The sequence below is a fragment of the Methylobacterium sp. XJLW genome, from assembly GCF_003254375.1.
In the GTDB taxonomy this organism is placed as follows: domain Bacteria; phylum Pseudomonadota; class Alphaproteobacteria; order Rhizobiales; family Beijerinckiaceae; genus Methylobacterium; species Methylobacterium fujisawaense.
Genome location: NZ_CP016429.1, coordinates 857,711 through 882,062 on the forward strand (window position 1 = coordinate 857,711; position 24,352 = coordinate 882,062).

Consider the following 24,352-nt stretch of genomic DNA (forward strand, 5'->3'; position numbering starts at 1 on the left):
CAATACAATTTATCCGATGGGATAATAGAGTATGCCGCAGCGGTTATCCACGCCGATGGCGCTCCATATCGGTGAAAGCCGCATCACGGGGGCCGCCGTCTTTGCGAGGCTGGCGAGCCGGCTAGGTCGGCCTGCCGACAGACCTCCGCGATGCGGCGACGTGTGCGAGCCGCGCGCCACCGACATGCTGTAGCAACAATCGGAACGACGCAGTCATCCGGGACCGCGCCGCGTGCCGATTGTTTACCATGCCCCCAGTCATCCGCGCGATTGAGGCGCTGATCGGGGTCCCGATACATTGTCCGCAGACTGCGCGACTCTTGCAGTAGAGAAGGCGCCCGCGAGGGACCGACCCGGATTGAGACGACGGTGACCGATCGTGGCACAGATCGACCATAACATCGCTGTCGCGACGTGGCTCGCCCCCGTGCAGCCGGCTCATCCCGAACGTCCGGGCCCGAACCGTCCGGACACGACGGCCGAGCTGGGCGACCTGTGGCGGATCCTGTGGCGGCGCAAGTGGCTGGTCTTCGGAACGGCGCTGCTGCTCGGACTCACCGTGCTGGCCTATGCCCTGATCACGCCGTCGCTCTACACGGCCACGGGACAGATCCTGATCGATCCCCGGGACCGTCAGGTCGTCACCAACGACGTCAATCCCGCCGCATTGTCGCCGGATGGTGGCATCGCGCAGGTCGAGAGCCAGGTGAAGGTGATCGAGTCGGACGCCGTCCTGGGGCGGGCGGTCGATCAGGCCGGCCTCGAGCGGGTGCCGGGCTTCGGCGTTCCGCAGGAGAGCGGCGTCACCCGTGCGTTGGCGTCCCTTCGCGAGATGCTGACCGGGCCGAGGCCGGAACGCCGCGTCGATGCGCGCGGCCGCGCCCTCGACCAGCTGCGACGCCGGCTCGCGGTCAAGCGCGCCGACAAGGTGTTCGTGATCGACCTGGTCGTCACCACGACCGACCCCGATCTCTCGGCGCGGATCGTCAATGCCATCGCGGGCGCCTACCTGACGGACCAGACCGAGGCCCGCTCGGACGCCGCCAAGCGCGCCGCGGGCGATCTGCGCGGGCGCCTCGACGAGCTGCGGAACGCCGTCAACACCGCCGACAAGAAACTGGAGGATTACAAGGCGCGCAACGGCCTCATCGCCTCCAGCGGCCGGCTGGTGAACGAGCAGCAACTCACCGACCTGAATGCACGGCTTGTCGCGGCACGGGCTCGGACCGCCGAGGCCAAGGCGCGCCTTCAGGGGATCCGCGACGCGCGCGGGCAGGCAATCGGGTCCGGAGCGATGCCGGAAGCCGTCCAGTCCTCAGTGATCGACCGGCTCCGCGGCCAGTACGCGGAACTCGCGGCCAAGGAGGCGGACCTCCGCACCAATCTCGGCGAGCGCCACCCGTTCATCGCCGCCGTGCGCACGCAGATGCAGGACGTCCGCCGGCTGATCGACGCCGAGCTGAACCGGATCGCGGGCGCCGCCGAGACCGAGTCCCAGCGGGCCCAGGCCAACGAACGGACCCTCGCGGCGGAGCTGGAGCGCCTGCAGCGGCAATCGGCGGTCAACGCCCAGTCGTCGGTGCAGCAGCGCGAGCTGGAGCGGGAGGTCGACGCGGCGCGCTCGGTCTACAACGCCTTCCTGGTCCGCGCCCGGGAGATCAAGGAGCAGACCAGCATCGACAGCTCGAACGCGCGGATCATCACCGCGGCGCGGCCGCCGCAGGATCCGAGCTGGCCACCGCGCCTGATCCTGGTCGCCGCCGCCCTCGCCGGCGGCCTCGGCCTCGGCGCCGGTCTCGCGCTGACGCGGGAATACCTCGCGCCGACCGTGCTCTCGTCCCGGCAGTTGGAGCGCCTGTCGAACGCCCCGGTCGTCGCGGTGCTGCCCGGCCTGCGGCCGGGCGGCGCGAGCGCGAGCGCGGCGAGCATGACGCTCGACCACCTCGCCGCGACCTCAAGCAGCCGCGGCCGCTCCCTGGCGCTGCTCGTGACCTCGGGCGAATCCGACGATGCGGAGCGCCGGGCCGTGATCGCGCTGCTCGCCGCCGTGGCGGTCGGGCGCGGCGACCGGGTTTTGCGGATCGATGCCGATCTGCGATCCGACGGCTCCGGCACCGGCGGCCTGCTCGACGTGCTGCGCGGCGAGCAGAGCCTCAACGCCGTGACGCAGACCGACCCGGCCTCCGGTGCCCGCCGGATCGGACTCGGCGATACGGTGAAGCCCCTGCGCGACGCCCTGACACCCGCCAACATCGAGCGCTTCATTGCAGGCGTGAAAGGACGCTTCGACCTCGTGATCGTGGATGGCGGCGTGCTGACCGAGAATCTGCGGCTCGGCCCTCTGGCGGCCGCCGCGGACCGGCTGCTGCTGGTCGCCTGCAACGGTGCGACGCGCCAGCGCGATCTGATCGACCTCGTCGACACGTCGGAGGCCCTCGGCCGACCGGTCTCCGGCTCCCTGCTCCTCACCCGGCGCACCGCGTGAGGACCCTCCGGCAGACCGCCGTCGCGCGCCGCCGCGCCGCGGTGGCGCGCCCGGGTCCGGTTCTGCGGGTCCTCCTGCGGGTGGAAGCGGCGGCGCTGTCGCTCTGGGCCCTCCTCCTCGTCGGGGTCTCCGGCGGCCTTCTGTGGGTGCTGGGGCTCAACTACGAGGGGATCACCGGCTCGGCCGCCTCCAAGATCCACCCGTCCACCTATCTGGCGGTGATCCTGATCGGCTGGACGCTGGTGCGGGCGGGCAATCCCGTGATCCCGGTGGCAGGCGCGCTGAACCGACGGCCGGCCAGCGTGCTCCTGGCCGCCTGCGGCGTGGCGCTCCTCGCGCTGATCGCGGCCCGGGGCGGCGCGGGCCTCGCCGGCTCGATCGATACCTTCGTGCTCGCCGGCCTCATCCCGATCCTGCTGATGGACCGCGACGCCGCCACGCTCGGCCGGCTGGAGACCGTCTTCCACGGGGTCATGCTCGCCAACGCCCTGCTCGGCCTGTTCGAACTGGCGAGCGGCCAGCGATTCTTTCCCTATCGGTTCGACGGCGTCGCGTTCGAATCCGACACCCGCTCGGCGGCGTTGCAGGGGCATCCGCTGGCCAACGCGACCTTGACGGCCTGCTACATCCTGGCGCTCGCCAAGGGTGGTGGCCGGCTGGCGCCGATGGCCCGCGCCGCGATGATCGGCCTCCAGCTGGTCGCCCTCGTCACGTTCGGCGGTCGCTCGGCCACCGTCACGACACTGGTTCTCGGGAGCGGCGTGGGCCTCGTGGCCCTGAACCGCACCCTGCGCACCGGCCGCGTTCCGCTGGCGGCGGCGGCCGGTGCCTGCTTCGCCCTCACCCTGCTGCCGGTTCTGGTCGCTATCCTGGCCGCTGCCGGCTTCTTCGACACCCTCCTGGACCGGTTCGTCTCGGACGGCGGCAGCGCCAAGGCCCGGGTCGACATGCTCTCGGTCTTCGACGCGATCCCGTTCCGGCAGCTTCTGCTCGGCCCCGACTTCCTGCAGGTGAACACCCTGCGCCGGATCTACGGGCTGGAATGGGGCATCGAGAATTCGATCATCTCGGCCGTGCTCTATCACGGCATCCTGGTGACGGCGGTGCTGGTGATCGCGGTGGGGCTCTACCTGGCGGAGATCGCGCGGGACTGTCGGCGCGGGGTCTGGCTGCCGATCCTGGCCTTCGTGATCCTGGTGAACACCTTCGAGGGCTTGGCCGGCAAGACCACCCTGCTCGCCAAGTTCGCCCTGATGCTCATCGTGCTGTTCCCGCCCCTCCCCGCCCGGGGGCGCGTCTGATTGGGAGCGAAGATCGGCCGGATCGGCGGGCGTTTCAGGACCGGCTCCGGAGCCCGAGCGCTGCGACGAGGGCGGGATCGGCGACGTGCGCGTCGTCCATGAAGCCGAGGCCGTCGAAGAGATTCCAGAACGACCAGGCGAACCCATTCGTCTCGGCCGCCATCCGGACGTCGCGGATATAGGCGGCCCGGTCCGGAGCCCGGGACGCCGTGAACCGGGCATCGGTGCGCAGGGCCCCGAACTCGCCCATCAGAACGTGTCCCGGGGCGATGCCGTAGAGGTCCGCCCAAGTCGACACCGGCGCCATCGCGTCGGCGATGTAGGCGGGGCCGGGCGCGGCCTCGAAATAGTCGCGCAGCTTCGCTTCAATCACCGCCCGATCGCGCGCCTTCTCGGCCTGCGTCACCGTGCGGTCCGCGTCCATGCGCGCCTCGACCACCGCCAGCGTCTCCCGCAGTGTGCCGCGCGACCCGGGCCAGGGAACCGCCGTGAGCCAGCGATAGAACGGCTCCTCTGTAAGCCACGTCGCCCCCTGATGGGAGAACAGGTACGGCTCGTAGAAGTGGAACGTGTAGAGCAGCGGCGAAAACCGCGCGAGGGTGCCCGGATCGAGCGCGGTCAGGCCGGCGACGAGACTGCCGCAGGATCCCGTCGCCACCAGGGTCAGCGCCGGTGCCGCCGCCCGGGCCGCCTCGAGGAGCCTGTTCTGGACCCGATTCCAGGCGAGCGCGCCGCAGGCCTGCGGCGGCTCGTTCACCGGTTCCAGGGCCACTTGGCCGGCATCCTTCCGAGCACACAGGCGCGCGAGGGCGCCGACGAGGTCGCGATAGGCGGAGAACAGCAGCGCCCGGTCCGAACCGTAGAACGCGTCGGGCGTGTAATGGTGAGTCGCGGCATTGGCCTGGACATTGACCACGACGCGCAGCCCGGCCGCCAGGATCGCATCGATGGCGGCGGAGAGCGCATCGAACAGTTCGGTGCGCCGGGTGCCAGTGAAGGCCACGAAGGGTCCGGGATCGAGGGGCAGTCGCACGAAGTCGAAGCCGAGATCGGCGAGCTGCCCCAGGTCGCGGGGCGTGGGTATCGGCCGGCCGGCTTGGAAGGGCGGCCAGGCATAGTCGGTCCGCGGAGGCGGATATTCGGTGGTCAGCGAGAACCACGGCCACAGGGCGATGCCCCGACGCAACGCGATCGGCGCAGGCGTCGCTCGGGCGGGTCGCGCCCCCGCCGCTGCGAGGGCACCGACGAGCAGGGAGCGCCGGCTTGGGCCTACCATTCCGGACCGGCTGCGGCGCCGACGAGAACGGCGCCGGGTTCGGTGGCCGAGACGTCCGGCGCCGGCGGATAGCCGCCGACCCGGCGCAGCGTGTCCTCATAGGAGGCCAGCACGTCGTCCCAGCGGAACCGCTCGGCGCGCCGCCGTGCGGCCTTGCGGGCCGCCGCGACCGCGGCCTCGTCGGCGAGGACATGCGCGATCGCTGCGGCGCAGCTGTCCCGATCCGAGAAGTAGAACTGATCGTCGCCGGCCGTGCCCCGGTTGAACGGATTGTCGTGGGCGATCACGGCGTTGCCTGCCCACAGCGCCTCGACCAGCGACGGGTTGGTGCCGCCCACGGTGTGACCGTGGAGATAGGCCCGCGCATGAACCCGAAGGGCCTGAACCTGCTCGGGCTCATAGATGGCGCCGGGGAACAGCACCTCGGGCGAGGCGGCATCCTCCACGGCGCGATGGTACGGGTTGCCGACATTCAGCGTGCCGAGGACGACCAGCCGCATGCCCCGGGCGCGGCGTGAGAACGCCTCGACGAGCGTCAGGATGTTGTTGTCCGGCTCGATGCGAGCGATCGAAACGAGGTAGCGATCGGGCTCGAGCCCGAGGGGCGGCGGTCCGGTTTCGGCCGGAGGGTCGCCGCCATACGGAATGGTCGTGATGGCCGCGCGCGGCCGGCGTCGGGCGAGATGGTCGGCGATCCCGGGATGGTCGGCCACCAACCGCTGCGAGGACCACGCGGCGATCCACTCGCTGACATAGAAGAAGGCGCGGACGGGCAGCGACCATTTCGGACGGCGCCACTCGATGCCGTCCATGTTCGTCACGATCCGTCCGCCGCGCGCCCGCAGGTAGGGCAGGAACACCGCACCGTTGTACCCGAGCACCAGGCACACGCCGCCGCGTGTCGCCGCATCGTGCGTGCAGATGGCGTCGAAGGCGAGAGTCGCGGCAGGGCCGCTCAGGCCGGTCTCCACGGTGATCAGTTCGACGCCGTTCCAGAGGCGAGTCGAAATGCGCTCCCGCACCGTCTCGACGTCGCGCTGACAGTACACCCCGACCTGCCATCCGCGGCCGGCCAAGAACAGCGCCAGACGTTCGGCAAAAGTCTCGAAGCCGCCATGCGCAGCCGGAATTCCGCGCGTGCCAAGAATAAGTAGTTTCGGTGCGCGGTCAGCCATGGACCTTCCTTCCCAATTAAGGGCCCCTATTGTAAAGCCCGAGGATACAGTCACGGCGCCCTGCGATTACAACCGCTAGTTGCTGTAAAAATTCAGAAATAGACTTATGGTTGATAGCCCAGGATTCAAGTCGTGTCGCGTCAGCGACGACGATCGCGCCCTCGCAGCCGCCATGCGCGCGGAGGGCGACGCCGCGTCGCGTCTGCGGATCACCTGCGTCCATCAGGGCTTCGAGTTGTACGGCTCGGATCGCTGCTTCATCGAGACCGTCCGGACCATCCGGGCCGCCCATCCCACCGCGCGGATCGACGTGGTGCTCCCGCGGCGCGGGCCGATCGTCGCCGGGCTGGAGCCGTTCGCCAACGACATCGTCATCGCACCGCTCTGGATCCTGCGGCGCAAGAATCTGGCGCGCCTCGCAACTCTGGGTCTGTTGACGCTGCCCATCGCCATAATCCGTGCGTTGCGTCGCATCCGCGCGAGCGACCTCGTCTACATCAACACCACCGTGGTGGCCGACTATCTGTTGGCCGCCCGGCTCGCGCCCGGCCGGAGCATCGTGCACGTCCACGAGATCCCCGAAGGCGTTGTGCTGAAGGTCCTGCGTGGTCTGATCCGCTGGAGCGGCGCCAACGTGGTGTTCAACTCGCGGGCCACCGAGCGAACCTACGCCCTGCCCCACGGGACCACAGCCCGCGTCGTCTATAACGGCATCGCCGGTCCGGCGGAGCCGAACCGGCCTGCGTATGACGGGTCTCGGCCGCTTCGGGTGCTGATGCTCGGCCGGATCAGCCGGATCAAGGGACAGGACGTCCTCGTGGAGGCCCTCGCCTCGCTGCCCGAACCCGTGCGCCAGCGGATCCAGGTGCGCATCGTCGGCAGCGCCTTCGAGGATGACGCCCGCGAGCAGGCCCTGGTGAAGCGGATCGCCGAGGCGGGTCTCGCCGATCAGGTCACCCTCGCGCCGTTCGTCGCCGATCCCGCGGCGCTCTACCGCTGGGCCGACGTGGTCACGATGCCGTCGCAGCGACCGGAATCCCTCGGCCGCGTGGCGATCGAGGCGATGTCCTACGGCGTTCCGCCGCTCGTCACCGCCATCGGCGGCCTTCCGGAGGTGGTGGAGGCCGGGAAGACCGGTTGGATCGTTCCGTCGGGCGGCCCGGAGCCGATCGCCGCCGTGCTGGCGGATCTGGTCGCTGACCCGGCGCGCTGGCGCGATTTCGGCCGTGCGGCGCGGGCACGCTACGAGAGCCTGTTCTCCGAAGCCTCGGCGGCCGAGGGTATCGAGGCGATCGTCCGGACGACGCTGCGCCGCCCGCGGGCGACGGATGCCGCGCGCGCCGCGGACGTTCCGGCCCGCCCGGCAGCTTAGAGCCGGCGTCCTCGCATTCGCCTCGGTTCCAATCCGGCGACGGAGCCGGTCGTGGGACCGGGCTCGCCCTCAGCGATCGGGGCCGAGCGCCGCAGCCGCGCGGGGCGAACCGTACGGCAACTGACGGTCGTCCACCGCTTCGCGGATCCGCCCCGAGGCCTCGAAGGCCCGCTGGACACGCCGGGGATTCGGCGCGCAGTGCGGCAGTCACCCTGTGGACGATCGGCGGCGCAAGGATGCAATGCGACCGCGCCTGATCGATGAGCGTGCAGCGCGGACAACCCTGCCTGGGCAGGACGAGGAGCGACATGGCAGCCAAGCTCGCAGTTCAGGAGACTGCGGATGCCCTGGACTGGGACAGACGGATCTGGGCTTGCCCGGGCGCCAACATCTATTGCGGCAGTCCCTGGGGCGCCTACAAGGTGCGGCGCGGATTGGCGGTGCGGCGCGCGGTGGTGACCGGCGACGGTGCGGATCTCGCCTTCATCCAGTGGCAGACCCGTCGCAAGGGGCCGGCGCGGTTCATCCACGTCCAGGGCGGCCCCTTGCTGACCCAGGCCGGGACACACCGCGCGGAGGCGGTGTTCGCGGCGTTCATCGATCACCTCGCCCTCGGTCGGCTCGACATCCTCGCCATCGACTACGAGCAGTTCGAGACCCGGGATGCGACGCTGGCTCTCCTGATGCACGGCTTCACCCCGGTGATCGGCGCGCACGATCACACTCTCGAACTCGACCTGACGCAGGATCTCGACGCCATCCAGGCCGGTATGGAGCAGCGCTGGCGCAAGGCCCTGCGCAAGGCGGAGCGCAACACCGAGGTCACGACGCATTTCCTGACAGACCGAGCCGAGCGCCTGTCGGCCTTCGACGATTTCACCGCGATGTTCGCGGCCCTGCGGGAGCGCAAGGGTTTCGCCACGACGCTGCAGCCGAAGGCCTACCGGGACATCGCGGCTGAGGACGAGCACCTGCTCTTCCTCGACGTCCGCGAGAAGGGAGAGCGCATCCTCGTGCGCATCGCGCATCTGTCGGACACGCGCTGCACGGATTTCTACACGGCCTCGAACGCGCGGGCCCGGGCGACGGGCGCCGCCACCCTCGCCGTCTGGCGCTTCGTGGAACGAGCGAAGGCGGAAGGCTGCCGCGTCTTCGATTTCGGCGGCATCGATCCGGCGGTGAACCGTCCCGTCTTCGACTTCAAGCGCGGCCTGTGCACCCACGTCGTCCAGCACAACCCGCTCTGGATCTACAGCAAGACGCCCGCGCTGCGGAAACTGGCGCCCGTCCTGCTCTCCCTCCGCTGAGCGCCGCCGCCGCGCCCTTCACAGGACGCCGACGGGCCGCGCCGGCCTCGGATGCCGGGCCAGCGTCCGAAAGGCCGAGACCGACCAGACCAGCGTGGCCACCTCGGAGGACAGCAGGCCGACGAGCGCCGTGGCGGGAGGCATCAGCAGCAGCAGCACCGGCACCATCACGGCCATGCCGAGGGCGGCGCTCGCGACCGCACCCGCCGTGATGGTCCGGAACGCCGCGGAGGCCTCCAGATAGGCCCGCGGGATCGCGTAGAGCAGCGACACGGTCACCACCGCCCAGACGCCGAGCCCGATCCAGCCCATCGGCTGGTCGGCGAACCGCCCCTTGAACAGGATGTCCTCGATCAGCGGCAGGGCGGCCGCCATCAGCGCTCCATAGGCGAGACAGGCGCTGCCGAGCAGGATCCCGTTGCGGATGACGAGCCGGCGTGCGGCGTCGACCTGCCCGGCCGCGAGCAGCCGGCTGATCTCCGGCAGGATCATGTTCAGCAGCGCGCTCGCCGGGATGCGCAGCGGCGCATAGAGCACGATCGTGGCGGCGATCGGCGCGTAGGCGGCAGGCCCGGCCAGGAGCGCCAGCAGCAGGGTCAGCCCCTGCCCCTGCACGGTCAGGCTGGTGACGCCGGCCAGAGACCAAGCGAGGGTCCGCCAGATCGCCCGGTAGCGCGCCCGTGCCCGCGCGTGGAGGGAGAAGCGGATCCGCTCGCGGAGTGCCCCGTACGCCACGGCGATCGCGATCGCGTGGGCGAGTGCGATCGCCGCGAAGGCCCGATCCAGGAGCGCCGTGCCCTCGCCGTTCAGCCAGCGGGCGACCAGGAGACCGCCGCAGACCGCGTAGACCAGATCGCTCAGGCCGGCGATCCGGGGACGGCCGCGGGCGAGAAGCACGATCCGCAGATAGCTGCGGAAGGCGTAGAGGCCCACGAAGGCTCCCGCCGCGAGCGCGCCGAGGCCGATCACCGGGATCAGCACCAAGCCGACGCCGGTCGCCATGACGCCCGAGACGAGCACCGCCCCCGAGCCGAACATCACGTCGTAGCCGAGCGCCGCCGGCCGCCCCAGGCTCCGGGCGACGTGGATCGTCGCCGGGACCGCGACCAGGGCCCGGATATAGGTGATGCCGACCGCACCGACCGCGAAGACGATGGCGAACAAGCCGTAATCGTGCGCGCCGAGTTCGCGCACCAGCAGGATGTTCAGGAGGAAGTGGAACAGGCTCTGGATCAGTTCGCCTGACAGGATCACGGCGAACCGCCCGGAGAGGACGGCGCGCATCGGTCCGGGCAGGCGGCGACGGCCGGGACCCGGGATCCGGAGCCAATCACCGGGACGCGGCATCGAATCGGGCATGTGGGTGTGGACAGTCTCCGTGTGGGCAAGCCGACGGTGTTCCGGCACCGTCATCGAGAGCCGGCCGGTGGCGCAGCATCCGCATTCCTCCGGCTCTATGCCTGCGTCGAAGGATCCGCGCCCGATCGGTCTCAGATGACGCCCTGGCACGCGGCGCGCAGTGCGGCAATGCAGCGCGTGAGATCGTCGTCGTTCGCCCAGACATGCGGGCTGATGCGCAGGGCGCCGGAGCGCTCGCTGACGAAGACCTTGTCCTGGTGCAGGCGCCCGACGAGATCGGTCGGCATCCCCGCAGGCGGCCGCAATCCCAGGATGTGTGGTGCCCGCAAGGCCGCCGGCATCGGCGTCAGGCCGAACGCGGCGACCCCGTCCGCCAAGTGGTCTGTCAGCCCGCGCAGGCGGGCGGCGATGGCCGGCACGCGCCATTCGGCGATCAGCTCCAACCCGGCTACGGCCATGGACAACGCCACCGGATCGTAGAGTTCGCCCCGGTCGTAGCGGCGTGCGCCGACGGCCGGCGGCCGGTTCCCGACATTCTCCTCGATGGCCGCCCCGTCCTGCCGGTGCGGCGCCGCGTACAGGAAGGCGAGGCCATAGGGACCGAGGGTCCATTTGTAGGTGGGGAAGGCCAGGAAATCGGGGCGCCACCGGGCGACGCTCACCGGAACGGCGCCCACGGCCTGCGTCGCGTCGATCACCAGGGCCGCGCCCGCCGCATGGACCAGGGGCGCGAGACGGTCGAGGTCGATCAGGCTGCCGTCGGTCCAGTGCAGCGGGGTCAGGGTGGCGAGGGCGAGCGGCGCGGCACCCGGCCGCGTGATCGCGGCCGCGACGGCTTCGGTCCAGTCCCCGTCCGAAGGGCGCGGGACCTCCTCAACCACCAGGCCCTGTCGCTCGGCCAGGCGGTCGAAGGCGAAACGCAGGGACGGAAACTCGTCGGCCACGCGCAGCAGGCGCCCGCCCGGTCTCAAAGTCAGGTTGTGCGCGGCCACCGCCATGGCGTGGCTGACCGCGCCGACGATCGCGATATCGTCCGCGCCGGCCCCGATCAGCCGGGCGGCCGCTGCGCGCGCCCGCTCGGCCCAAGCCGGGACCACCGCGCGGGGATGGTCCCAGGGTCGGCTCTTGACCAGAATTCCCGCTTCGCCCGCCTCGCGCACGGCCCGCGGAAGCGGCGACCACGCCGCCGCGTCGAGGTAGCAGATGGCGGCAGGCATCTCGAACAGGTGGCGCTGGCAGGGAAGCGCGACAGAGACGGATTCGGGAAACGCCATGATGCGCGGGAGCCTAGAGGATCTGACCTGTCGGGACCAAGGCCCGGGCTTGATCGCGCGGCGCCGATGCCGCAAGGCGACTCGTCCCAGCCCGCGAGGCCGCCTGTGCCGACCCGCCCGCCCCCGTCTGAGCCCGCAGCGCCATGGGCCGCCTGAGCCCCGACTGCTTCGACGCCGCACCCGCGCCGATGCGGGTCGCCGACGCGGTGGCGCTGATCCGGGCGCGGCTTCCGGTCCTGTCCGGAATCGAGACGGTTCCGCTCGCGGGTGCGGATGGCCGGGTCCTCGCGGAGGACCTGATCGCGCCGCTCGATCTGCCCCCCTTCGACAACGCCGCGGTGGACGGCTACGCCCTGCGGGCCGGCGATCTCGCGGTCGAGGGCGAAACGCGCCTGCCCATCGGCGGACGCGTGCCGGCCGGCCATCCGGCCGCCGATCCGGATCCGGGCGCGGTGGTTCGGATCTTCACCGGGGCGCCGATGCCTCCGGGGACCGACACCGTCGCCATGCAGGAGGACGTGCGGATCGAGGGCGGTACCGTTGTCCTGCCCGAGGGCCTGCTGCCGGGCTCCAACCAGCGGCGGGCCGGCGAGGACGTCGCCCGCGGCAGCATCGTGATCCGCGCCGGGACCCGCCTCGGGCCGCAGCACATCGCGCTCGCCGCCGCCTGCGGCATGCCCGCGCTGCCCCTGCGGAAGCCCCTGACGGTCGCGTTGTTCTCCACCGGTGACGAGCTGACGCCGCCCGGCCAGCCGCTGTCGCCGGCCGGCATTTTCGACGCCAACCGGCCGATGCTCGCCGCGCTCCTGAAACGGCTCGGCACCAACCCGGTCGATCTCGGCATCCTGCGCGACGAGCCGGGGCCTCTGCGGGCGCGCATCGCGGGCGCCGCCGCGTCCCACGACCTGATCCTGACATCGGGGGGCGTCTCCGTCGGCGAGGAGGATCACGTCCGCGCCGCGGTCGAGGCTTCGGGCGCGCTGACCTTCTGGCGGCTGGCGATCAAGCCCGGTCGCCCGGTGGCACTTGGAACCGTGGCCGGCACGCCCTTCATCGGCCTGCCGGGCAATCCGGCCGCTGCCTACGTGACCGCCCTTGCGGTGCTGCGTCCCCTGGTCCTGCATCTCTCCGGGGCACACGACACGGCGCCCGAGATGGCGGTCCGCAGCGGCTTCGCCCGCGAGAAGCGTCCCGGGCGGCGCGAATATCTGCGCGTCTGCCTGCGCGCCGGCCCGGACGGTCTGCCTGAGGCCGTGCCGGCGCCCGGCGGAGCTCTGTCGGGCCTTGCGGGAAGCGACGGGCTGGTCGAACTCGCCGAGGATCTGACCGCGATCCGCGTGGGCGACGCCCTGCCCTATCGGCCGCACGGGGCGTTCGGCGGAGACACCCGCTGAGCTGTTGTTCTGGTCCGCGAGGCTGTAGAGCCTCGGGACAAACCGCCACGACCCGACCGAGACCCCGTGCCCCTTCTCGCCGATCGCGCCCCCGCCAAGGTCAACCTGACGCTCCACGTCCTCGGCCGCCGCGTCGGCGACGGCTACCACGTGCTTGAGAGCCTCGTCGCCTTCGCGGGGACTGCCGACCGCCTGACGCTGGATCCCGCTGCCCCGCTGGGCCTGACCGTCAGCGGGCCCACCGCCGGCCCGGCCGGTCCCACGGACGACAACCTCGTCCTCCGGGCCGCCCGGGGGCTCGCCGCGCGGGTGCCGGGGCTGCGCGTGGGCGCTTTCCATCTGGTGAAGCGCCTGCCGGTCGCGGCGGGGATCGGCGGCGGCTCCTCCGACGCCGCCGCGGCCCTGCGGCTGCTGGCGCGCCTCAACGGGCTGTCCCTCGACCACGAGGCCGTCGGCGCGGTGGCGCGCGAGACCGGCGCCGACGTGCCGGTCTGCCTCGTCCCGCGGGCCCGGATGATGCGCGGGGCCGGCGAGGAGATCGGCCCGGCCCTCGGGCTCGCGCCGCTGCCCGCGGTGCTGATCAATCCCGGCGTTCCGGTGCCCACCGCACCGGTCTTCAAGGCGCTGGGCCTCGCCGCCGGCCAGGATCTCCCGGGCGCGCCGCATCCGACGATCCCGCAAGACATGGCGACCGGCGCGCTGCTGGAAGCCCTGGCCGGGGCCCGCAACGATCTGGAGGCGCCGGCTCTGACCGTGGCGCCGGTGATCGGCGACGCGCTCAAGGCCCTCCGCGGCCAGGGCTGCCGCCTCGCGCGGATGTCGGGCTCGGGTGCGACCGTGTTCGCGCTGTTCGCCGACCGTCGCGCGGCCGTGCGGGCCGCCGCAGCCCTGCGCACCGCCCACCCTGCATGGTGGGTCGCACCGACCTTCCTGCGCTGAGCCAACCCGCGGCAGGCGTTCAGGCCGGCTCCGCCGCGTAGACCGTCACGACCCCGTTCCCCTCCGGCACCATCACGCGCCAGCGGCTTGCCCGCGGCAGGTCGCCGGGATCCATCGCGCTGACGCGGCCGCTCCCGACATCGAAGGCGGCCAGCCGGCCGTCCCTGTCGCAGCCGCACAGATACGCGCGGCCGTCACCGAGATGGAGCGCAGCCGGAGCGAGGGCGGCGTGGCCGACGGCGATGTCCGCGAGGGCACCGCTGGGCGCCAGGAAAGCGCCCTGCAGCGCCAACACGTCGGCGTCGGGGGCGATCTCAGAGACGATCCGCAGGTGGCCGTCGGCCTCGTGACGCCGGTTCAGCAGCAGGGCCTCCCGCCGTCCGTCACGCAGGACGACGAGGGCGAGATCAGGCCCGTCCGGGCCGGCGATCAGGTAGCAGCTGCCCGGCCCGAGCTGGTCGAGGCGGGTGGTCCGGCCGGGAAGGCGCGGCTCCATGGTCATGCCTCCATCCGTGCGCGCCGCTCACCCCGCCCCTTCCGGTAGAACGCGCGGCGCTCGGCTTCGGCCCGCACCACGGTGGCGCGCACCTGAAGCAGATCCTTGCGGGTCAGGAGCCCGACGAGGCTGCCGGTCTGCGGATCGGTGACCGGCAGGCGGCCCTGCCCGGCCGACAGCATCACGTCGAGGGCGTGCGAGACCACGTCGCCCGGATGGACGACGGCCAGATCGGCGTCGGAGACGCGCTCGCCGAGGGTGCCCGCCTCCGTCTCACCCTCGCGCACTTCGAGGGTCCAGCGCAGGGCGTCTTTGCGCGAGACGAGGCCCACCGGCCGACCCGCGCCGTCGACCACCGGGTAGGCGTGGTGGAGGCCGGTCTCGATGGCGGCGAGAGCCTCGGCCAGGGGCAGGTCCGCGTCCAGGGTCTCGACGGTGCGGGTCATCACCGCCTCGACCCGGGCCAGATCGTAGGGATCGATCCCGTATTCCCGGGTGACGTGCTGCCCGCGCCGGGCGATCTTCTCGGTCAGGATCGAGCGCTTGAGGAGGAGCACGGTCACCGCGTAGGCCGCCATGGTGGCGGCGAGCAGGGGCGCCAGGGCGGCGACGTCGCCGGTCACCTCGACGGCGAAGACGACGCCGGTGAGGGGCGCCGGCAGCGTGCCGCCGAGCATCGCCGCCATGCCGAGCAGCGCCCAGAAGCCGTGGGCGCCGGGCAGGAGCAGGCCGATCAGCCAGCCGACGGCGCCTCCAAGGATCAGCAGCGGCGCGAGCACGCCTCCGGACGTGCCCGACGACAGGGCGGCGAGCCAGATCACCGCCTTCACCCCCAGGATCAGCACCACGGCGCTCGCCAGCATGTGGCCGGAGAGCAGGTCGTGGATCACGTCGTAGCCGACGCCGAGCGCCCGGGGCTCCGCGAGGCCGCCCAGGCCGACCACGACGGCGCCGAGGGCGGGCCACCACATCCAGTGGATGGGAAGCCGCCCGAACCCGTCCTCCAGCGCGTAGAGCGCCCGGGTCAGCGCGCCGGAGATCAGGCCGCAGGCGACGCCGAGCAGCGCGCAGGCGGGAAGCCCCCACCAGGGCAGGGCCGGATTGTCGGCGAAGGGAAACAGCGGGCCGGCGCCGAACAGGGCCGGCCGCCAGCAGGCCGCCGTGACCGCCCCGACGGTCACCGGGACGAGGCTCCGCGGCCGCCACTCGAACAGCAGGACTTCGACGGCGAGCAGCACGGCCGCCACGGGCGTCCCGAAGATGGCGGTCATGCCCGCAGCCGCGCCCGCCACCAGCAGGGTCTTCCGCTCGGCGGCGCTGAGGTGGAAGAACTGCGCGAAGAGCGAGCCGACCGCGCCGCCGGTCACGATGATCGGCCCCTCGGCGCCGAACGGGCCGCCGGTGCCGATCGCCACCGCCGAGGAGAGCGGCTTGAGCACGGCCACCTTGGGCGACATCCGGCTCCCGCCGATCAGGATCGCCTCCATCGCCTCCGGGATCCCGTGGCCGCGGATCTTCTCCGAGCCGTAGCGCGCCATGGCGCCGACGATCAGCGCCCCGATCACCGGGATCGCCACCATCCAGGGCCCCGGCGTCGCGCCGGCCAGGGAGGTCAGAGCGGTATCGAAGCGGCCATACCACGCGAGATTGGTCACAAGGCCGATGAGCGTGAGCAGGATCCAGGCGGTGACGCTCGCGGCCGTGCCGGTGACGACAGCCATGCCGGCCAGCGTCAGGACCCGCCGATCAGCACTGAAATCCCGCAGCGCACGGCGCAACGGCCTCGCACCCCCGCGCTCCCCTTCCGTCCCGCCGATCATCCAGGCCTCCTTTCCTCACGACCGCATTTATGTCGTGATCCGATATAATCCACAACGGCACGGTCGTGGCGAGGCTGCACAAGCCTGTCGATCCGGGGCATCGTCGGCGGATCACAGGCCCCATCACGGAGGCGATCATGGACACCGACGCGTCCGGGACGGAGGCGCTGTCGCGGGAGCAATATGCGGCGCTCGCGGATTTCCGGTTCCGGCTCCGCCGCTTCCTGGCGTTCAGCGAGGCCGCGGCGGCCCGGGCGGGGCTGCCGCCGCAGCAGCATCAGGCCCTGCTGACCCTGGCAGGCCATGTCGGACGCGCGCCCGCCACGGTCGGCCTTCTGGCCGAGCAGCTGCTGATCGCCCCGCACAGCGCGGCCGAACTGGTGTCCCGCATGGTGGAGGCCGGTCTGCTGACCAAGACACGCGCCGTGGAGGACCGGCGGCGGAGCGCGTTGTCGCTCACGCCCCGTGCCGAGGTCCTCCTGCAAAGCTTGACGGCCGCGCATCTGGACGAGCTGCGCAACCTCGCCCCCGCCCTCACCGACGCCCTCGGACCCGCGACGCGCTGACGCGACCGGCGGCCGATGGGTCGTTCAATCGTAGGGACCGGCATCACCGACCCGCCTGCGGGGACGGAGCGCGAGGGATACCTTCGCGGCGGGCCGCGGTCCGATCAGCCCGGGGCGACGCGCTGCCGATCCGATGGTGGGGCGGTCTGGCTGTCGATGCGGGAGCCGTGAGGCCCCGCCTCAGCGCGCCCGCGCCACGCAGAACTCGACGGCCCCGAGGAGCGCCGCCTTGACGGGCCCGTCGGGGAAGATGTCGAGGGCGGCCCGGGCCTCTGCGCCGTAATGGTGGGCGCGGGCGACGGTCTCCTCCAGGGCGCCGTGGCGCTGCAGGAGGTCGAGGGCCGTTTCCAGATCGTCGGCGCCGATCTCGCCCTGCTGCAGGGTGCGGCGCCAGAAGCCGCGCTCGCCCTCGCTGGCGCGGCGGTAGGCGAGCACGATCGGCAGGGTGATCTTGCCCTCGCGGAAATCGTCGCCGACGTTCTTGCCGAGCTCCGCCGAGGTGCCGCCGTAATCGAGCACGTCGTCGATCAGCTGGAAGGCGATGCCGAGATTCATCCCGTAGGACCGGGCGGCCGCCTGCTCGGCCTCGGGCCGTCCGGCGAGCACCGGGCCGACCTCGCAGGCGGCGGCGAACAGCTCGGCGGTCTTGCCGCGGATCACCGCAAGGTAGGCGGCCTCGTCGGTCTCCAGGTTCTTGGCGTTGGTGAGCTGCATCACCTCGCCCTCGGCGATCACCGTGGCGGCGGCCGAGAGGATGTCGAGCGCCCGCAGGGAGCCGACCTCCACCATCATCCGGAAGGCCTGGCCGAGCAGGAAGTCGCCGACCAGCACGGAGGCCTCGTTGCCCCACTTGATCCGGGCGGCGACGCGGCCGCGGCGCATGTCGCTCTCGTCGACCACGTCGTCGTGGAGGAGCGTCGCGGTGTGCATGAACTCGACGCTGGCGGCGAGCTTCACGTCGCCGTCGGTCGCGCCCGCGTAGCCGCAGAGCTGGGCGCAGGCGAGCGTCAGGATCGGGCGCAGGCGCTTGCCGCCGGAGGCGATCAGGTGGTTGGCGACCTCGGGGATCATCGCCACGTCCGATCCCGTCCGCGACAGGATCGTGGTGTTGACCCGCGCCATGCCGTCGGCCACCAGCGCGACAAGGTCGTTGAGCCCCGCCTCCGCCTCGGGCTTCGGATTCTCGATGGAGAGGGCCATACCCAAGATCCGTGACCTCCAGACCGGTCGCCCCTCAGGGGGCGGGCGATCCCTTCGCACGCGCCCCGCGGCGCCGCAACATCGTCGCCGTCCGGATATGGGGTGCCGCCAGCGCGGGGCTCACGCGACGAAACCGCCGATCCGAGCCCGCTTCGGAGCGAACACGCGATGATCGAGCTGATCCGGGCCAACGATGTCGTGCTGATCGGGTTCGCCCGATCGGTCCTCGAGGCGGCCGAGATCCCGGTCCTCGTCGCCGACAGCCACATGAGCCTGATGGAGGGATCGATCGGGGTCTTCGGCCAGCGCCTTCTCGTCCCGCGCGACCACGAGGCCCAGGCCCGCCGCCTGCTCACGGATGCCGGCATCGCCCACGAGCTGCGCCAGCCGTGACAGAAGAGGCCGACACCGGCGCCGATTCTTTCCTCGGCGGCCTCCTGCGCCTGCACCAGCCGCCGCGGGGGGCGCATCGCGCCGGGACCGACGCGGTGCTGCTCGCCCGGCTGCTCGCGCCGCAGGCCGGGGAGCGGGTCTGCGATGTCGGCGCCGGGACCGGTGCCGTCGGTCTCGCCTGCGCGGCCCTGGCGCCGGGCCTCCGGCCGACGCTGGTCGAGCGCGACCCGGTGCTCGCCGGGCAGGCCCGCGCCAACGCGGCCCTCAACGGCATCGACGCGCAGGTTCTGGTAGCCGACGTCCTGGCACCCGCGGCGGAACGCCGCGCCGCCGGCCTGGCGCCGGACAGTTTCGACGTCGTGCTCACCAACCCGCCGTTCTTCGCACCCGGCAGCCACCGCGCCTCGCCGCATCCGGGCCGCGCCGCCGCCCACACCTTCGCGGGCGGGGATCTCGAGACCTGGATCCGGACCTGCACGGCGATCCTGCGGCCCGGCGGCCGCCTCGGCCTGATCCACCGGGCGGACGCCCTTCCCGCCTGCCTCGACGCCCTGAAGGGCCGCTACGGCGGGCTGGCGATCCGCCCGGTCCATCCCCGCGGCGACGCGCCCGCGATCCGTGTGCTGATCGCCGCGGTCCGCGGCAGCCGCGCCGCCGCGAGCCTGCGCCCGCCCCTCGTGCTGCACGGTTCCGACGGCACCTTCACGGCCGAGGCCGAGGCGCTCCATCGCGGCGCGCCCTGGCCATCGCTCTGAGCCGTCAGCTTACGCCGCCAGCGCGGCGGGTTCGGCATCACGGATGCCGAGGAACCGCTCGACCTCTGGAAGATCCGGGAAGGCGAGGAATTCCGGACGCAGCGGCTCGGGCAGGCCCTCGAAGTTGAGGCCCGGGAACGTGTCGGGATGCGGGTAGAGCTGCCAGGCCGCGCCGGGCTCGACCGGGGGGAACAGGATGGCGACCTTCTCGGCGCCGAGGCGCACGATCCGCGTCGGGCTGTAGGACAGCGTCTCGATGCTCCAGCCGTGGTGGGAATCCCGGCGGGCCTTCATGGTGCGGCGGCTCGTCGCGCGATGCATGGCGGTCTCCTTCGGTGGGGTGGAAGCGGGATCAGGCGGCGCTGCGGCGTCCGGCGCGCTTCGGCCAGCCGAGCGCCACGAGGCGGGCCTTGGCGTAGTCGCGCACCTCGTCGCGGGTGCCGGGCGGCATCGTCGCCAGGACGGCCTGGGTGGCACCGTCCAGCATCAGGTCGGTGACCGCGTTGATCGTCGCGGCCTCGTCGATGCGGCGCTTGAGGTCGCCCTCGGCCTCGGTGACCTCGTCGAAGGCGGGCGCCTCCTCGAAATCCTCGTCGACGGCGCGGACCGGGATCTGATGGGCGCGGAACTCGTCGGCCTCCTCCTCCGAGTAGACGAGACCGTGCAGCTCGATGAGCTTGAGGATGACGCGGTCCTTCCCGCGCTTCTCGGCCATGGCGTAGACGTAGGCCGCCTGCTTGCCGGAGACGCGGTAGTTCACGTTGACCAGCGCCTCGCCCATCGACCACTCGACCCGCTCGGTCCCGGGCTTCGCGCCGGGCAGGCGGCCGGTCACCAGGATCACGGCCTCGTCGCGTTCGGCCCGGATGACGGTCGGCGGCTCGAACACGATGCCGGCCTGGGCGGCGATGCGCTCCAGGGTCTTGTGGTAGATGACGGCGGTCCCCTGAACGCGCCAGACGTTGCCCCCGAAGGGCTCGCCGTAGCGGACGAGGATGTCGGCGATCTGCTTGTCGGCGGTTCGCATGAGGCGCTCGTTCCGTCAGGAGGGAGGCGGGTCGTCCACAGCTTTTCTCAGGGACGCTCTTTCGTTCTCTTTTTGTTCACGTCTATATGCGCAATCTGCCCGCGATGCGCAAGGCTCGGACGCCAAAACCTGCGGTTGCGGACATGCGTCATCGTCCCCGCGCGCCGGTGGCACCCGGGGCATGGCCCGGGACGCCTCGAACAGGCGCGGTCAGGAAGCTCGAGATAGCGATACTGTCCAGACCGGCGAACGCTGGGAGGCTTAGACGCGTGTGGGCGTAGCGCGGGTCCCCTCTCCCGCACGGGAGAGGGGGCGCGTCGCGGATGTCCCAAGAAGACGGTTGGGTGTCGACGCGATCGTCCAGGAGCGCGTCGGCTCCGACGCCCCGTCAGCGTTGGCACCGCCTGCGACCACATTCCGGCGACCCCGCCGCCTGCGCCGCCGACCCGCATTGTTGCTGCACCGCACCCTAGGCTAGACCGCTTCCACGATGTCCGAGACAGCTGCCGCGATGACGCCTTCCCTCTGGACCCGCCTGTCGAACCCCAGCCATTTCATGCGCTGGTCGGGCGCGCTGGTGCCGTGGCTCACGGCCCTGTCGCTCGCCGTCCTGGCCCTGGGGCTGTACCAGACCTTCTTCGTGGTGCCGCCCGACTACCAGCAGGGCGAGACCGTGCGGATCATGTACATCCACGTCCCGGCGGCGTGGCTCGGCGTGTTCTTCTACGGGGCCATGAGCGTGTCGGCGATCGGCACCCTGGTCTGGCGCCACCCGCTGGCCGATGTCGCCCAGCGGGCGGCGGCGCCGATCGGGGCGGCCTTCACGCTGATCTGCCTCGTGACCGGCTCCCTGTGGGGCAAGCCCATGTGGGGCACCTACTGGGTCTGGGATGCCCGCCTGACCTCCATGCTCATTCTGCTGCTGATCTATTGCGGCATCATCGCCCTGTGGCGCACGCTGGAGGATCCGAACCGTGCCGCGCGCGCGGTGGCGATCCTGACCCTGGTCGGGGCCGTGAACCTGCCGATCATCAAGTTCTCGGTGAACTGGTGGTCGACCCTCCACCAGCCGGCCTCGATCCTGCGCATGGGCGGCTCGACCATCGATCCCTCGATGCTCTACCCGCTGCTGGTCATGATCGGCGCCGCGACCCTGGGCGGGACCACCCTGCATCTCTACACGATGCGCACCGAGATCATGCGTCGCCGGGTGCGGACGTTGACGATCCGCGAGGCCGAGCGCCTCGACCGCGCCCAGCCGCACATCACTCCGACGCCGGCCGCGATGCCGGTCGGCCAACCGGTCTAGGGGGCCGCAATGGATCTCGGGTCTCACGGCGGCTTCATCCTGCTCGCCTACGCCTTCACCGCCTTCGTGATGGTCGCCCTGGTCGGCAACGTCCTGCGCGATCGCCGGACGCAGCTGCGTGCCCTGAAGGGCTTCGGCGAGGATCGGCGATGACCGCGCCCCTCGACGAGGCGACCGGGCGGCCGCAGCCGGTCCGCCGCTCGCTGCTGCTGATCGTGCCGGCCCTCGCCTTCGCGGCGCTCGCCGCCGTGCTGTTCCTGCGCCTGCGCTCCGGCGCCGATCCGGCGGCCCTGCCCTCCGCGATGATCGGCAAACCGGTGCCGCAGTTCGATCTGCCCGCCGTGCCGGGGCTGACCGCCGGGGGCGCGCCCGTGCCCGGCCTGTCGAGCGCGGATCTGAAGGGCCAGATCACGGTGCTCAACGTCTTCGCCTCCTGGTGCGCGCCCTGCCAGGTGGAGCACCCGATGCTGATGCGCCTGGCGAAGGAGCCCGGCATCCGGCTCGTGGGCATCGACTACAAGGAGCCGAGCCCCGAGGCTGGCCAGCGCTTCCTGGCCCGGCACGGGGTCCCGTTCAGCGCGGTGGGGGCCGATGCCGGAGGGCGGGCGGCGATCGATTTCGGCGTCTACGGCGTGCCCGAAACCTTCATCATCGGGCCGGACGGCATCATCCGCGACAAGCTCGTCGGCATCCTCACGCCTGAGAATTTCGCGAGCGTGCTCACGCGAATCCGCGCCGCCGGCAAGGTCGCGGCAGCGCAGTAGACCCTAGATTTCGGGCTGCGGGGTCTTGCGCTCGTAGCGGGTCAGCAGCGGCGTCTGCGCCAGGGCGAACAGCACGGTGATCGGCATGATGCCGAACACCTTGAAGTTCACCCAGAAATCCTCCGTCTGCGTCCGCCACACCAGCTCGTTGAGCGCCGCCAGCACGAAGAAGAACACGCCCCAACGGAAGGTGAGCTTGCGCCAGCCCTCCTCGGTGAGGCTGAACATCGAATCGAGCACCACCGAGAGCAGCGAGCGCCCGAACACGAGGCCGCCGAGCAGCACCGTCCCGAACAGGGCGTTCACGATGGTCGGCTTGACCATGATGAAGGTCTTGTCCTGCAGCGCCAGGGTCAGGCCGCCGAACACCACCACCACCACGCCGGACACGAGCGGCATGATCGGCAGGCGGCGCACCATCACGTAGTGGATCGCCAGCGCCACCACGGTCGCCGCGATGAACACGCCCGTGGCCACGAACAGCTTCTGGTCCGGGGCGACGCCGAACTTCTCGGAATACGCGTTGCCGAGGAAGAACAGCACCAGCGGGCCGAGTTCCAGCGCCAGCTTCACGAGCGGCGGCAGATGGCGGTGCGGGGGGACGGATTCGATCTGCATACGCTCGGTCGGCTCGGCTGCGGCGCTCACGGTGGGCCGGGAGCGTCGAACGGGATTTGCGGGGTGTGTGGTACGCCGAGCGCGCGATGTCCATGACATCGCGCACCAAAGACCAGCGGGCGCCCGCGTCCTAATCCTTCTCCAGCCCGGCGATCGCCCGGGCGAAGTCGCGGGCCGCGAAGGGCTCCAGGTCCTCGACGCCCTCGCCGACGCCGATGAAGTGGACCGGCAGGCCGAACTTCGCCGCCAGCGCCACCAGGATGCCGCCCCGGGCGGTGCCGTCGAGCTTGGTCATCACCAGGCCCGAGACTGGCGCGGCCTGCGAGAACAGCTCCACCTGGCTGAGGGCGTTCTGGCCCACCGTGGCGTCGAGCACGAGGATCGTGGCGTGGGGCGCCTCCGGATCCTGCTTGCGCAGCACGCGGACGATCTTCTCAAGCTCCGCCATCAGGCCGGTCTTGTTCTGGAGCCGGCCGGCGGTGTCGATCAGCAGCACGTCGGTCCCGGCGGCCGAGGCCTGCTTGAGGGCGTCGAAGGCGAGGCCCGCGGCATCTGCCCCCTGCGCGCCGCTCACCACCGGCGTGCCGGTGCGCGCGCCCCAGACCTTGAGCTGGTCGATCGCCGCCGCCCGGAACGTGTCGCCCGCCGCCAGCATCACGGTGCGCCCCTCCGCCCGCAGCTTCGAGGCGAGCTTGCCGAGGGTCGTGGTCTTGCCGGCGCCGTTCACGCCGACGGTGAGGATCACGAAGGGCTTCCGGCTCGCGTCGATGGCGAGCGGCACCGCCACGGGCTCCAGCGCCCGCTCGACCTCCGCGGCGAGGATCGCCCGCACCTCGTCCGGCGAGATGCCCTTCTCGTAGCGGCCCTTGCCGACGGCCTCCGAGACCCGCATCGCGGTCTCGAGGCCGAAATCGGCCTGGATCAGCGCGTCCTCCAGGTCCTCCAGGGTGGTGGCGTCGAGCTTGCGCTTGGTGAACAGGCCGGTCACGCGCTCGGAGAGCGCCGACGAGGTCCGCTTCATCCCCGAGGTGAGCCGGCTCCACCAGCCCTTGGCCTCCGGCTCGCGGTCCGGCCCGGCACCCGCGTCGTGGGCCAGGGCAGCGGCGCTGTCGACCGGCTGGATGTCGGGCATCGGCGCGACCACCGGCTCCCGGTTCACGTCACCGGTATCGACCGGGTCGGCCCCGTGCGCGGGGTCGTCGCCGGCGGTGCCGGCCGGCGGACGCTCGGGCTCGCCCGCGACGGGCAGCAGATCGGCGCCCTCGACCACGTCCGGGACCGGCTCCCCGGTCTCCTCGGGCGGCAGCGGAACATGCGCGACGTCCTCCGCGGCGGTGGCGAAGTCCGGCTCACCCTCGGAGGGGGAGGCCGCCTCCGCGGGCAGCTCGGCCTCGGGCTTGTCTTCCGGCTTGTCCTCGGGCTTGTCCTCGGGCGCGGGCTGGCCTTTGCGCCCGAACAGGCGTCCGAACCAGCCGGGCTTCTCCTCGCTCGCCATGAAATCGCGTCCTCGCCCCACCTTGCC

The 24,352-nt window shown here is 71.7% G+C and carries 23 protein-coding genes; 12 read left to right on the forward strand and 11 right to left on the reverse strand.

Annotated elements, in window-relative coordinates:
• Positions 1-379: 379 nt before the first annotated feature.
• Positions 380-2,485 (forward strand): GumC family protein, encoded by a 2,106-nt coding sequence (locus tag A3862_RS03950; RefSeq protein ID WP_043760303.1) that lies wholly within the window; start codon positions 380-382, stop codon positions 2,483-2,485.
• Entirely contained in the window at positions 2,482-3,786 is a 1,305-nt protein-coding gene (locus A3862_RS03955) for a VpsF family polysaccharide biosynthesis protein (protein ID WP_043760301.1), read from the forward strand. Before A3862_RS03950 ends, A3862_RS03955 begins: the two co-directional genes overlap by 4 nt.
• A gap of 34 nt (positions 3,787-3,820) precedes the next feature.
• Here the strand turns inward: A3862_RS03955 and A3862_RS03960 are convergent, their stop codons facing one another.
• Positions 3,821-5,062 (reverse strand): glycoside hydrolase family 5 protein, encoded by a 1,242-nt coding sequence (locus tag A3862_RS03960; RefSeq protein ID WP_043382637.1) that lies wholly within the window; start codon positions 5,060-5,062, stop codon positions 3,821-3,823.
• A complete protein-coding gene (locus tag A3862_RS03965) occupies positions 5,056-6,237 on the reverse strand; it encodes a DUF1972 domain-containing protein (protein WP_043760299.1) in 1,182 nt (393 codons plus the stop codon). The genes A3862_RS03960 and A3862_RS03965 overlap by 7 nt, the downstream gene beginning before the upstream one ends.
• Positions 6,238-6,343: 106 nt before the next feature.
• Between A3862_RS03965 and A3862_RS03970 the strand changes: the two genes are divergently transcribed.
• Both A3862_RS03970 and A3862_RS03975 read left to right on the forward strand, forming a co-directional pair.
• Complete coding sequence (locus tag A3862_RS03970) at positions 6,344-7,609, forward strand: glycosyltransferase family 4 protein (protein WP_100794055.1); 1,266 nt, start codon at positions 6,344-6,346, stop codon at positions 7,607-7,609.
• Positions 7,610-7,917: 308 nt separating this feature from the next.
• Complete coding sequence (locus A3862_RS03975) at positions 7,918-8,916, forward strand: lipid II:glycine glycyltransferase FemX (protein WP_043352155.1); 999 nt, start codon at positions 7,918-7,920, stop codon at positions 8,914-8,916.
• A gap of 18 nt (positions 8,917-8,934) precedes the next feature.
• On the opposite strand, the gene A3862_RS03980 is transcribed toward A3862_RS03975, so the two are convergent.
• Together A3862_RS03980 and A3862_RS03985 are read right to left on the reverse strand one after the other, a co-directional pair.
• On the reverse strand, positions 8,935-10,200 hold the full coding sequence (locus A3862_RS03980; RefSeq protein ID WP_043761720.1) for a membrane protein: 1,266 nt from the start codon (positions 10,198-10,200) through the stop codon (positions 8,935-8,937).
• Positions 10,201-10,406: 206 nt separating this feature from the next.
• Positions 10,407-11,549 (reverse strand): aminotransferase class V-fold PLP-dependent enzyme, encoded by a 1,143-nt coding sequence (locus tag A3862_RS03985; protein ID WP_043760296.1) that lies wholly within the window; start codon positions 11,547-11,549, stop codon positions 10,407-10,409.
• A 143-nt stretch (positions 11,550-11,692) separates the two neighbouring features.
• Here A3862_RS03985 and A3862_RS03990 point away from each other — a divergent pair, with 143 nt between their 5' ends.
• Positions 11,693-12,943 carry a molybdopterin molybdotransferase MoeA gene (locus tag A3862_RS03990; protein WP_111473219.1) on the forward strand — a complete coding sequence of 417 codons (1,251 nt, stop codon included), beginning with the start codon at positions 11,693-11,695 and terminating at the stop codon, positions 12,941-12,943.
• 66 nt (positions 12,944-13,009) lie between these two features.
• Positions 13,010-13,882, forward strand: a complete 873-nt coding sequence (locus A3862_RS03995; RefSeq protein WP_043382624.1) for a 4-(cytidine 5'-diphospho)-2-C-methyl-D-erythritol kinase — start codon at positions 13,010-13,012, stop codon at positions 13,880-13,882.
• A gap of 19 nt (positions 13,883-13,901) precedes the next feature.
• Here the strand turns inward: A3862_RS03995 and A3862_RS04000 are convergent, their stop codons facing one another.
• Both A3862_RS04000 and A3862_RS04005 read right to left on the reverse strand, forming a co-directional pair.
• The gene (locus A3862_RS04000) at positions 13,902-14,384 is read right to left on the reverse strand and encodes a hypothetical protein (RefSeq protein WP_043760292.1); all 483 of its coding nucleotides are present in this window, start codon (positions 14,382-14,384) and stop codon (positions 13,902-13,904) included.
• Positions 14,381-16,198 carry a chloride channel protein gene (locus A3862_RS04005; protein WP_111473220.1) on the reverse strand — a complete coding sequence of 606 codons (1,818 nt, stop codon included), beginning with the start codon at positions 16,196-16,198 and terminating at the stop codon, positions 14,381-14,383. The genes A3862_RS04000 and A3862_RS04005 overlap by 4 nt, the downstream gene beginning before the upstream one ends.
• A 137-nt stretch (positions 16,199-16,335) precedes the next feature.
• Here A3862_RS04005 and A3862_RS04010 point away from each other — a divergent pair, with 137 nt between their 5' ends.
• Positions 16,336-16,764 (forward strand): MarR family winged helix-turn-helix transcriptional regulator, encoded by a 429-nt coding sequence (locus A3862_RS04010; protein ID WP_043382616.1) that lies wholly within the window; start codon positions 16,336-16,338, stop codon positions 16,762-16,764.
• 180 nt (positions 16,765-16,944) lie between these two features.
• Here the strand turns inward: A3862_RS04010 and A3862_RS04015 are convergent, their stop codons facing one another.
• On the reverse strand, positions 16,945-17,964 hold the full coding sequence (locus A3862_RS04015; protein WP_043347174.1) for a polyprenyl synthetase family protein: 1,020 nt from the start codon (positions 17,962-17,964) through the stop codon (positions 16,945-16,947).
• Positions 17,965-18,132: 168 nt separating this feature from the next.
• Here A3862_RS04015 and A3862_RS04020 point away from each other — a divergent pair, with 168 nt between their 5' ends.
• Complete coding sequence (locus A3862_RS04020) at positions 18,133-18,357, forward strand: putative signal transducing protein (protein WP_026604550.1); 225 nt, start codon at positions 18,133-18,135, stop codon at positions 18,355-18,357.
• Positions 18,354-19,112, forward strand: coding sequence for a tRNA1(Val) (adenine(37)-N6)-methyltransferase (locus A3862_RS04025; RefSeq protein WP_111473221.1), 759 nt, complete (start codon positions 18,354-18,356; stop codon positions 19,110-19,112). Before A3862_RS04020 ends, A3862_RS04025 begins: the two co-directional genes overlap by 4 nt.
• A gap of 9 nt (positions 19,113-19,121) precedes the next feature.
• On the opposite strand, the gene A3862_RS04030 is transcribed toward A3862_RS04025, so the two are convergent.
• Entirely contained in the window at positions 19,122-19,433 is a 312-nt protein-coding gene (locus tag A3862_RS04030; protein ID WP_020090705.1) for a hypothetical protein, read from the reverse strand.
• Between the two features lie 31 nt (positions 19,434-19,464).
• Complete coding sequence (locus tag A3862_RS04035; protein WP_043382610.1) at positions 19,465-20,139, reverse strand: hypothetical protein; 675 nt, start codon at positions 20,137-20,139, stop codon at positions 19,465-19,467.
• A gap of 511 nt (positions 20,140-20,650) precedes the next feature.
• Between A3862_RS04035 and A3862_RS04040 the strand changes: the two genes are divergently transcribed.
• Genes A3862_RS04040 through A3862_RS04050 form a run of 3 tightly spaced genes read left to right on the forward strand, consistent with a single transcriptional unit; the run spans position 20,651 to position 22,212 of the window.
• Complete coding sequence (locus A3862_RS04040; protein ID WP_043382608.1) at positions 20,651-21,448, forward strand: heme ABC transporter permease; 798 nt, start codon at positions 20,651-20,653, stop codon at positions 21,446-21,448.
• A 9-nt stretch (positions 21,449-21,457) separates the two neighbouring features.
• Positions 21,458-21,601, forward strand: coding sequence for a heme exporter protein CcmD (gene ccmD / locus A3862_RS04045; RefSeq protein WP_111473222.1), 144 nt, complete (start codon positions 21,458-21,460; stop codon positions 21,599-21,601).
• Complete coding sequence (locus tag A3862_RS04050) at positions 21,598-22,212, forward strand: DsbE family thiol:disulfide interchange protein (RefSeq protein WP_043760287.1); 615 nt, start codon at positions 21,598-21,600, stop codon at positions 22,210-22,212. The genes ccmD and A3862_RS04050 overlap by 4 nt, the downstream gene beginning before the upstream one ends.
• A gap of 3 nt (positions 22,213-22,215) precedes the next feature.
• Here A3862_RS04050 and A3862_RS04055 read toward each other — a convergent pair whose 3' ends face one another.
• Positions 22,216-22,830, reverse strand: a complete 615-nt coding sequence (locus A3862_RS04055) for a septation protein A (RefSeq protein ID WP_043382604.1) — start codon at positions 22,828-22,830, stop codon at positions 22,216-22,218.
• 130 nt (positions 22,831-22,960) lie between these two features.
• A complete protein-coding gene (ftsY, locus tag A3862_RS04060; protein WP_043760283.1) occupies positions 22,961-24,325 on the reverse strand; it encodes a signal recognition particle-docking protein FtsY in 1,365 nt (454 codons plus the stop codon).
• Between the last annotated feature and the right edge of the window lie 27 nt (positions 24,326-24,352).

What these genes read in the sequence shown, in the direction of transcription:
- A3862_RS03960 (WP_043382637.1), bottom strand. Translation starts at nt 5,062, where the DNA reads ATGGTAGGCCCAAGCCGGCGCTCCCTGCTCGTCGGTGCCCTCGCAGCG.
- A3862_RS03965 (WP_043760299.1), bottom strand. Translation starts at nt 6,237, where the DNA reads ATGGCTGACCGCGCACCGAAACTACTTATTCTTGGCACGCGCGGAATT.
- A3862_RS03970 (WP_100794055.1), top strand. Translation starts at nt 6,344, where the DNA reads ATGGTTGATAGCCCAGGATTCAAGTCGTGTCGCGTCAGCGACGACGAT.
- A3862_RS03975 (WP_043352155.1), top strand. Translation starts at nt 7,918, where the DNA reads ATGGCAGCCAAGCTCGCAGTTCAGGAGACTGCGGATGCCCTGGACTGG.
- A3862_RS03980 (WP_043761720.1), bottom strand. Translation starts at nt 10,200, where the DNA reads ATGCGCGCCGTCCTCTCCGGGCGGTTCGCCGTGATCCTGTCAGGCGAA.
- A3862_RS03985 (WP_043760296.1), bottom strand. Translation starts at nt 11,549, where the DNA reads ATGGCGTTTCCCGAATCCGTCTCTGTCGCGCTTCCCTGCCAGCGCCAC.
- A3862_RS03990 (WP_111473219.1), top strand. Translation starts at nt 11,693, where the DNA reads ATGGGCCGCCTGAGCCCCGACTGCTTCGACGCCGCACCCGCGCCGATG.
- A3862_RS04000 (WP_043760292.1), bottom strand. Translation starts at nt 14,384, where the DNA reads ATGACCATGGAGCCGCGCCTTCCCGGCCGGACCACCCGCCTCGACCAG.
- A3862_RS04005 (WP_111473220.1), bottom strand. Translation starts at nt 16,198, where the DNA reads ATGATCGGCGGGACGGAAGGGGAGCGCGGGGGTGCGAGGCCGTTGCGC.
- A3862_RS04010 (WP_043382616.1), top strand. Translation starts at nt 16,336, where the DNA reads ATGGACACCGACGCGTCCGGGACGGAGGCGCTGTCGCGGGAGCAATAT.
- A3862_RS04015 (WP_043347174.1), bottom strand. Translation starts at nt 17,964, where the DNA reads ATGGCCCTCTCCATCGAGAATCCGAAGCCCGAGGCGGAGGCGGGGCTC.
- A3862_RS04020 (WP_026604550.1), top strand. Translation starts at nt 18,133, where the DNA reads ATGATCGAGCTGATCCGGGCCAACGATGTCGTGCTGATCGGGTTCGCC.
- A3862_RS04030 (WP_020090705.1), bottom strand. Translation starts at nt 19,433, where the DNA reads ATGCATCGCGCGACGAGCCGCCGCACCATGAAGGCCCGCCGGGATTCC.
- A3862_RS04035 (WP_043382610.1), bottom strand. Translation starts at nt 20,139, where the DNA reads ATGCGAACCGCCGACAAGCAGATCGCCGACATCCTCGTCCGCTACGGC.
- A3862_RS04040 (WP_043382608.1), top strand. Translation starts at nt 20,651, where the DNA reads ATGACGCCTTCCCTCTGGACCCGCCTGTCGAACCCCAGCCATTTCATG.
- ccmD (WP_111473222.1), top strand. Translation starts at nt 21,458, where the DNA reads ATGGATCTCGGGTCTCACGGCGGCTTCATCCTGCTCGCCTACGCCTTC.
- A3862_RS04050 (WP_043760287.1), top strand. Translation starts at nt 21,598, where the DNA reads ATGACCGCGCCCCTCGACGAGGCGACCGGGCGGCCGCAGCCGGTCCGC.
- A3862_RS04055 (WP_043382604.1), bottom strand. Translation starts at nt 22,830, where the DNA reads ATGCAGATCGAATCCGTCCCCCCGCACCGCCATCTGCCGCCGCTCGTG.
- ftsY (WP_043760283.1), bottom strand. Translation starts at nt 24,325, where the DNA reads ATGGCGAGCGAGGAGAAGCCCGGCTGGTTCGGACGCCTGTTCGGGCGC.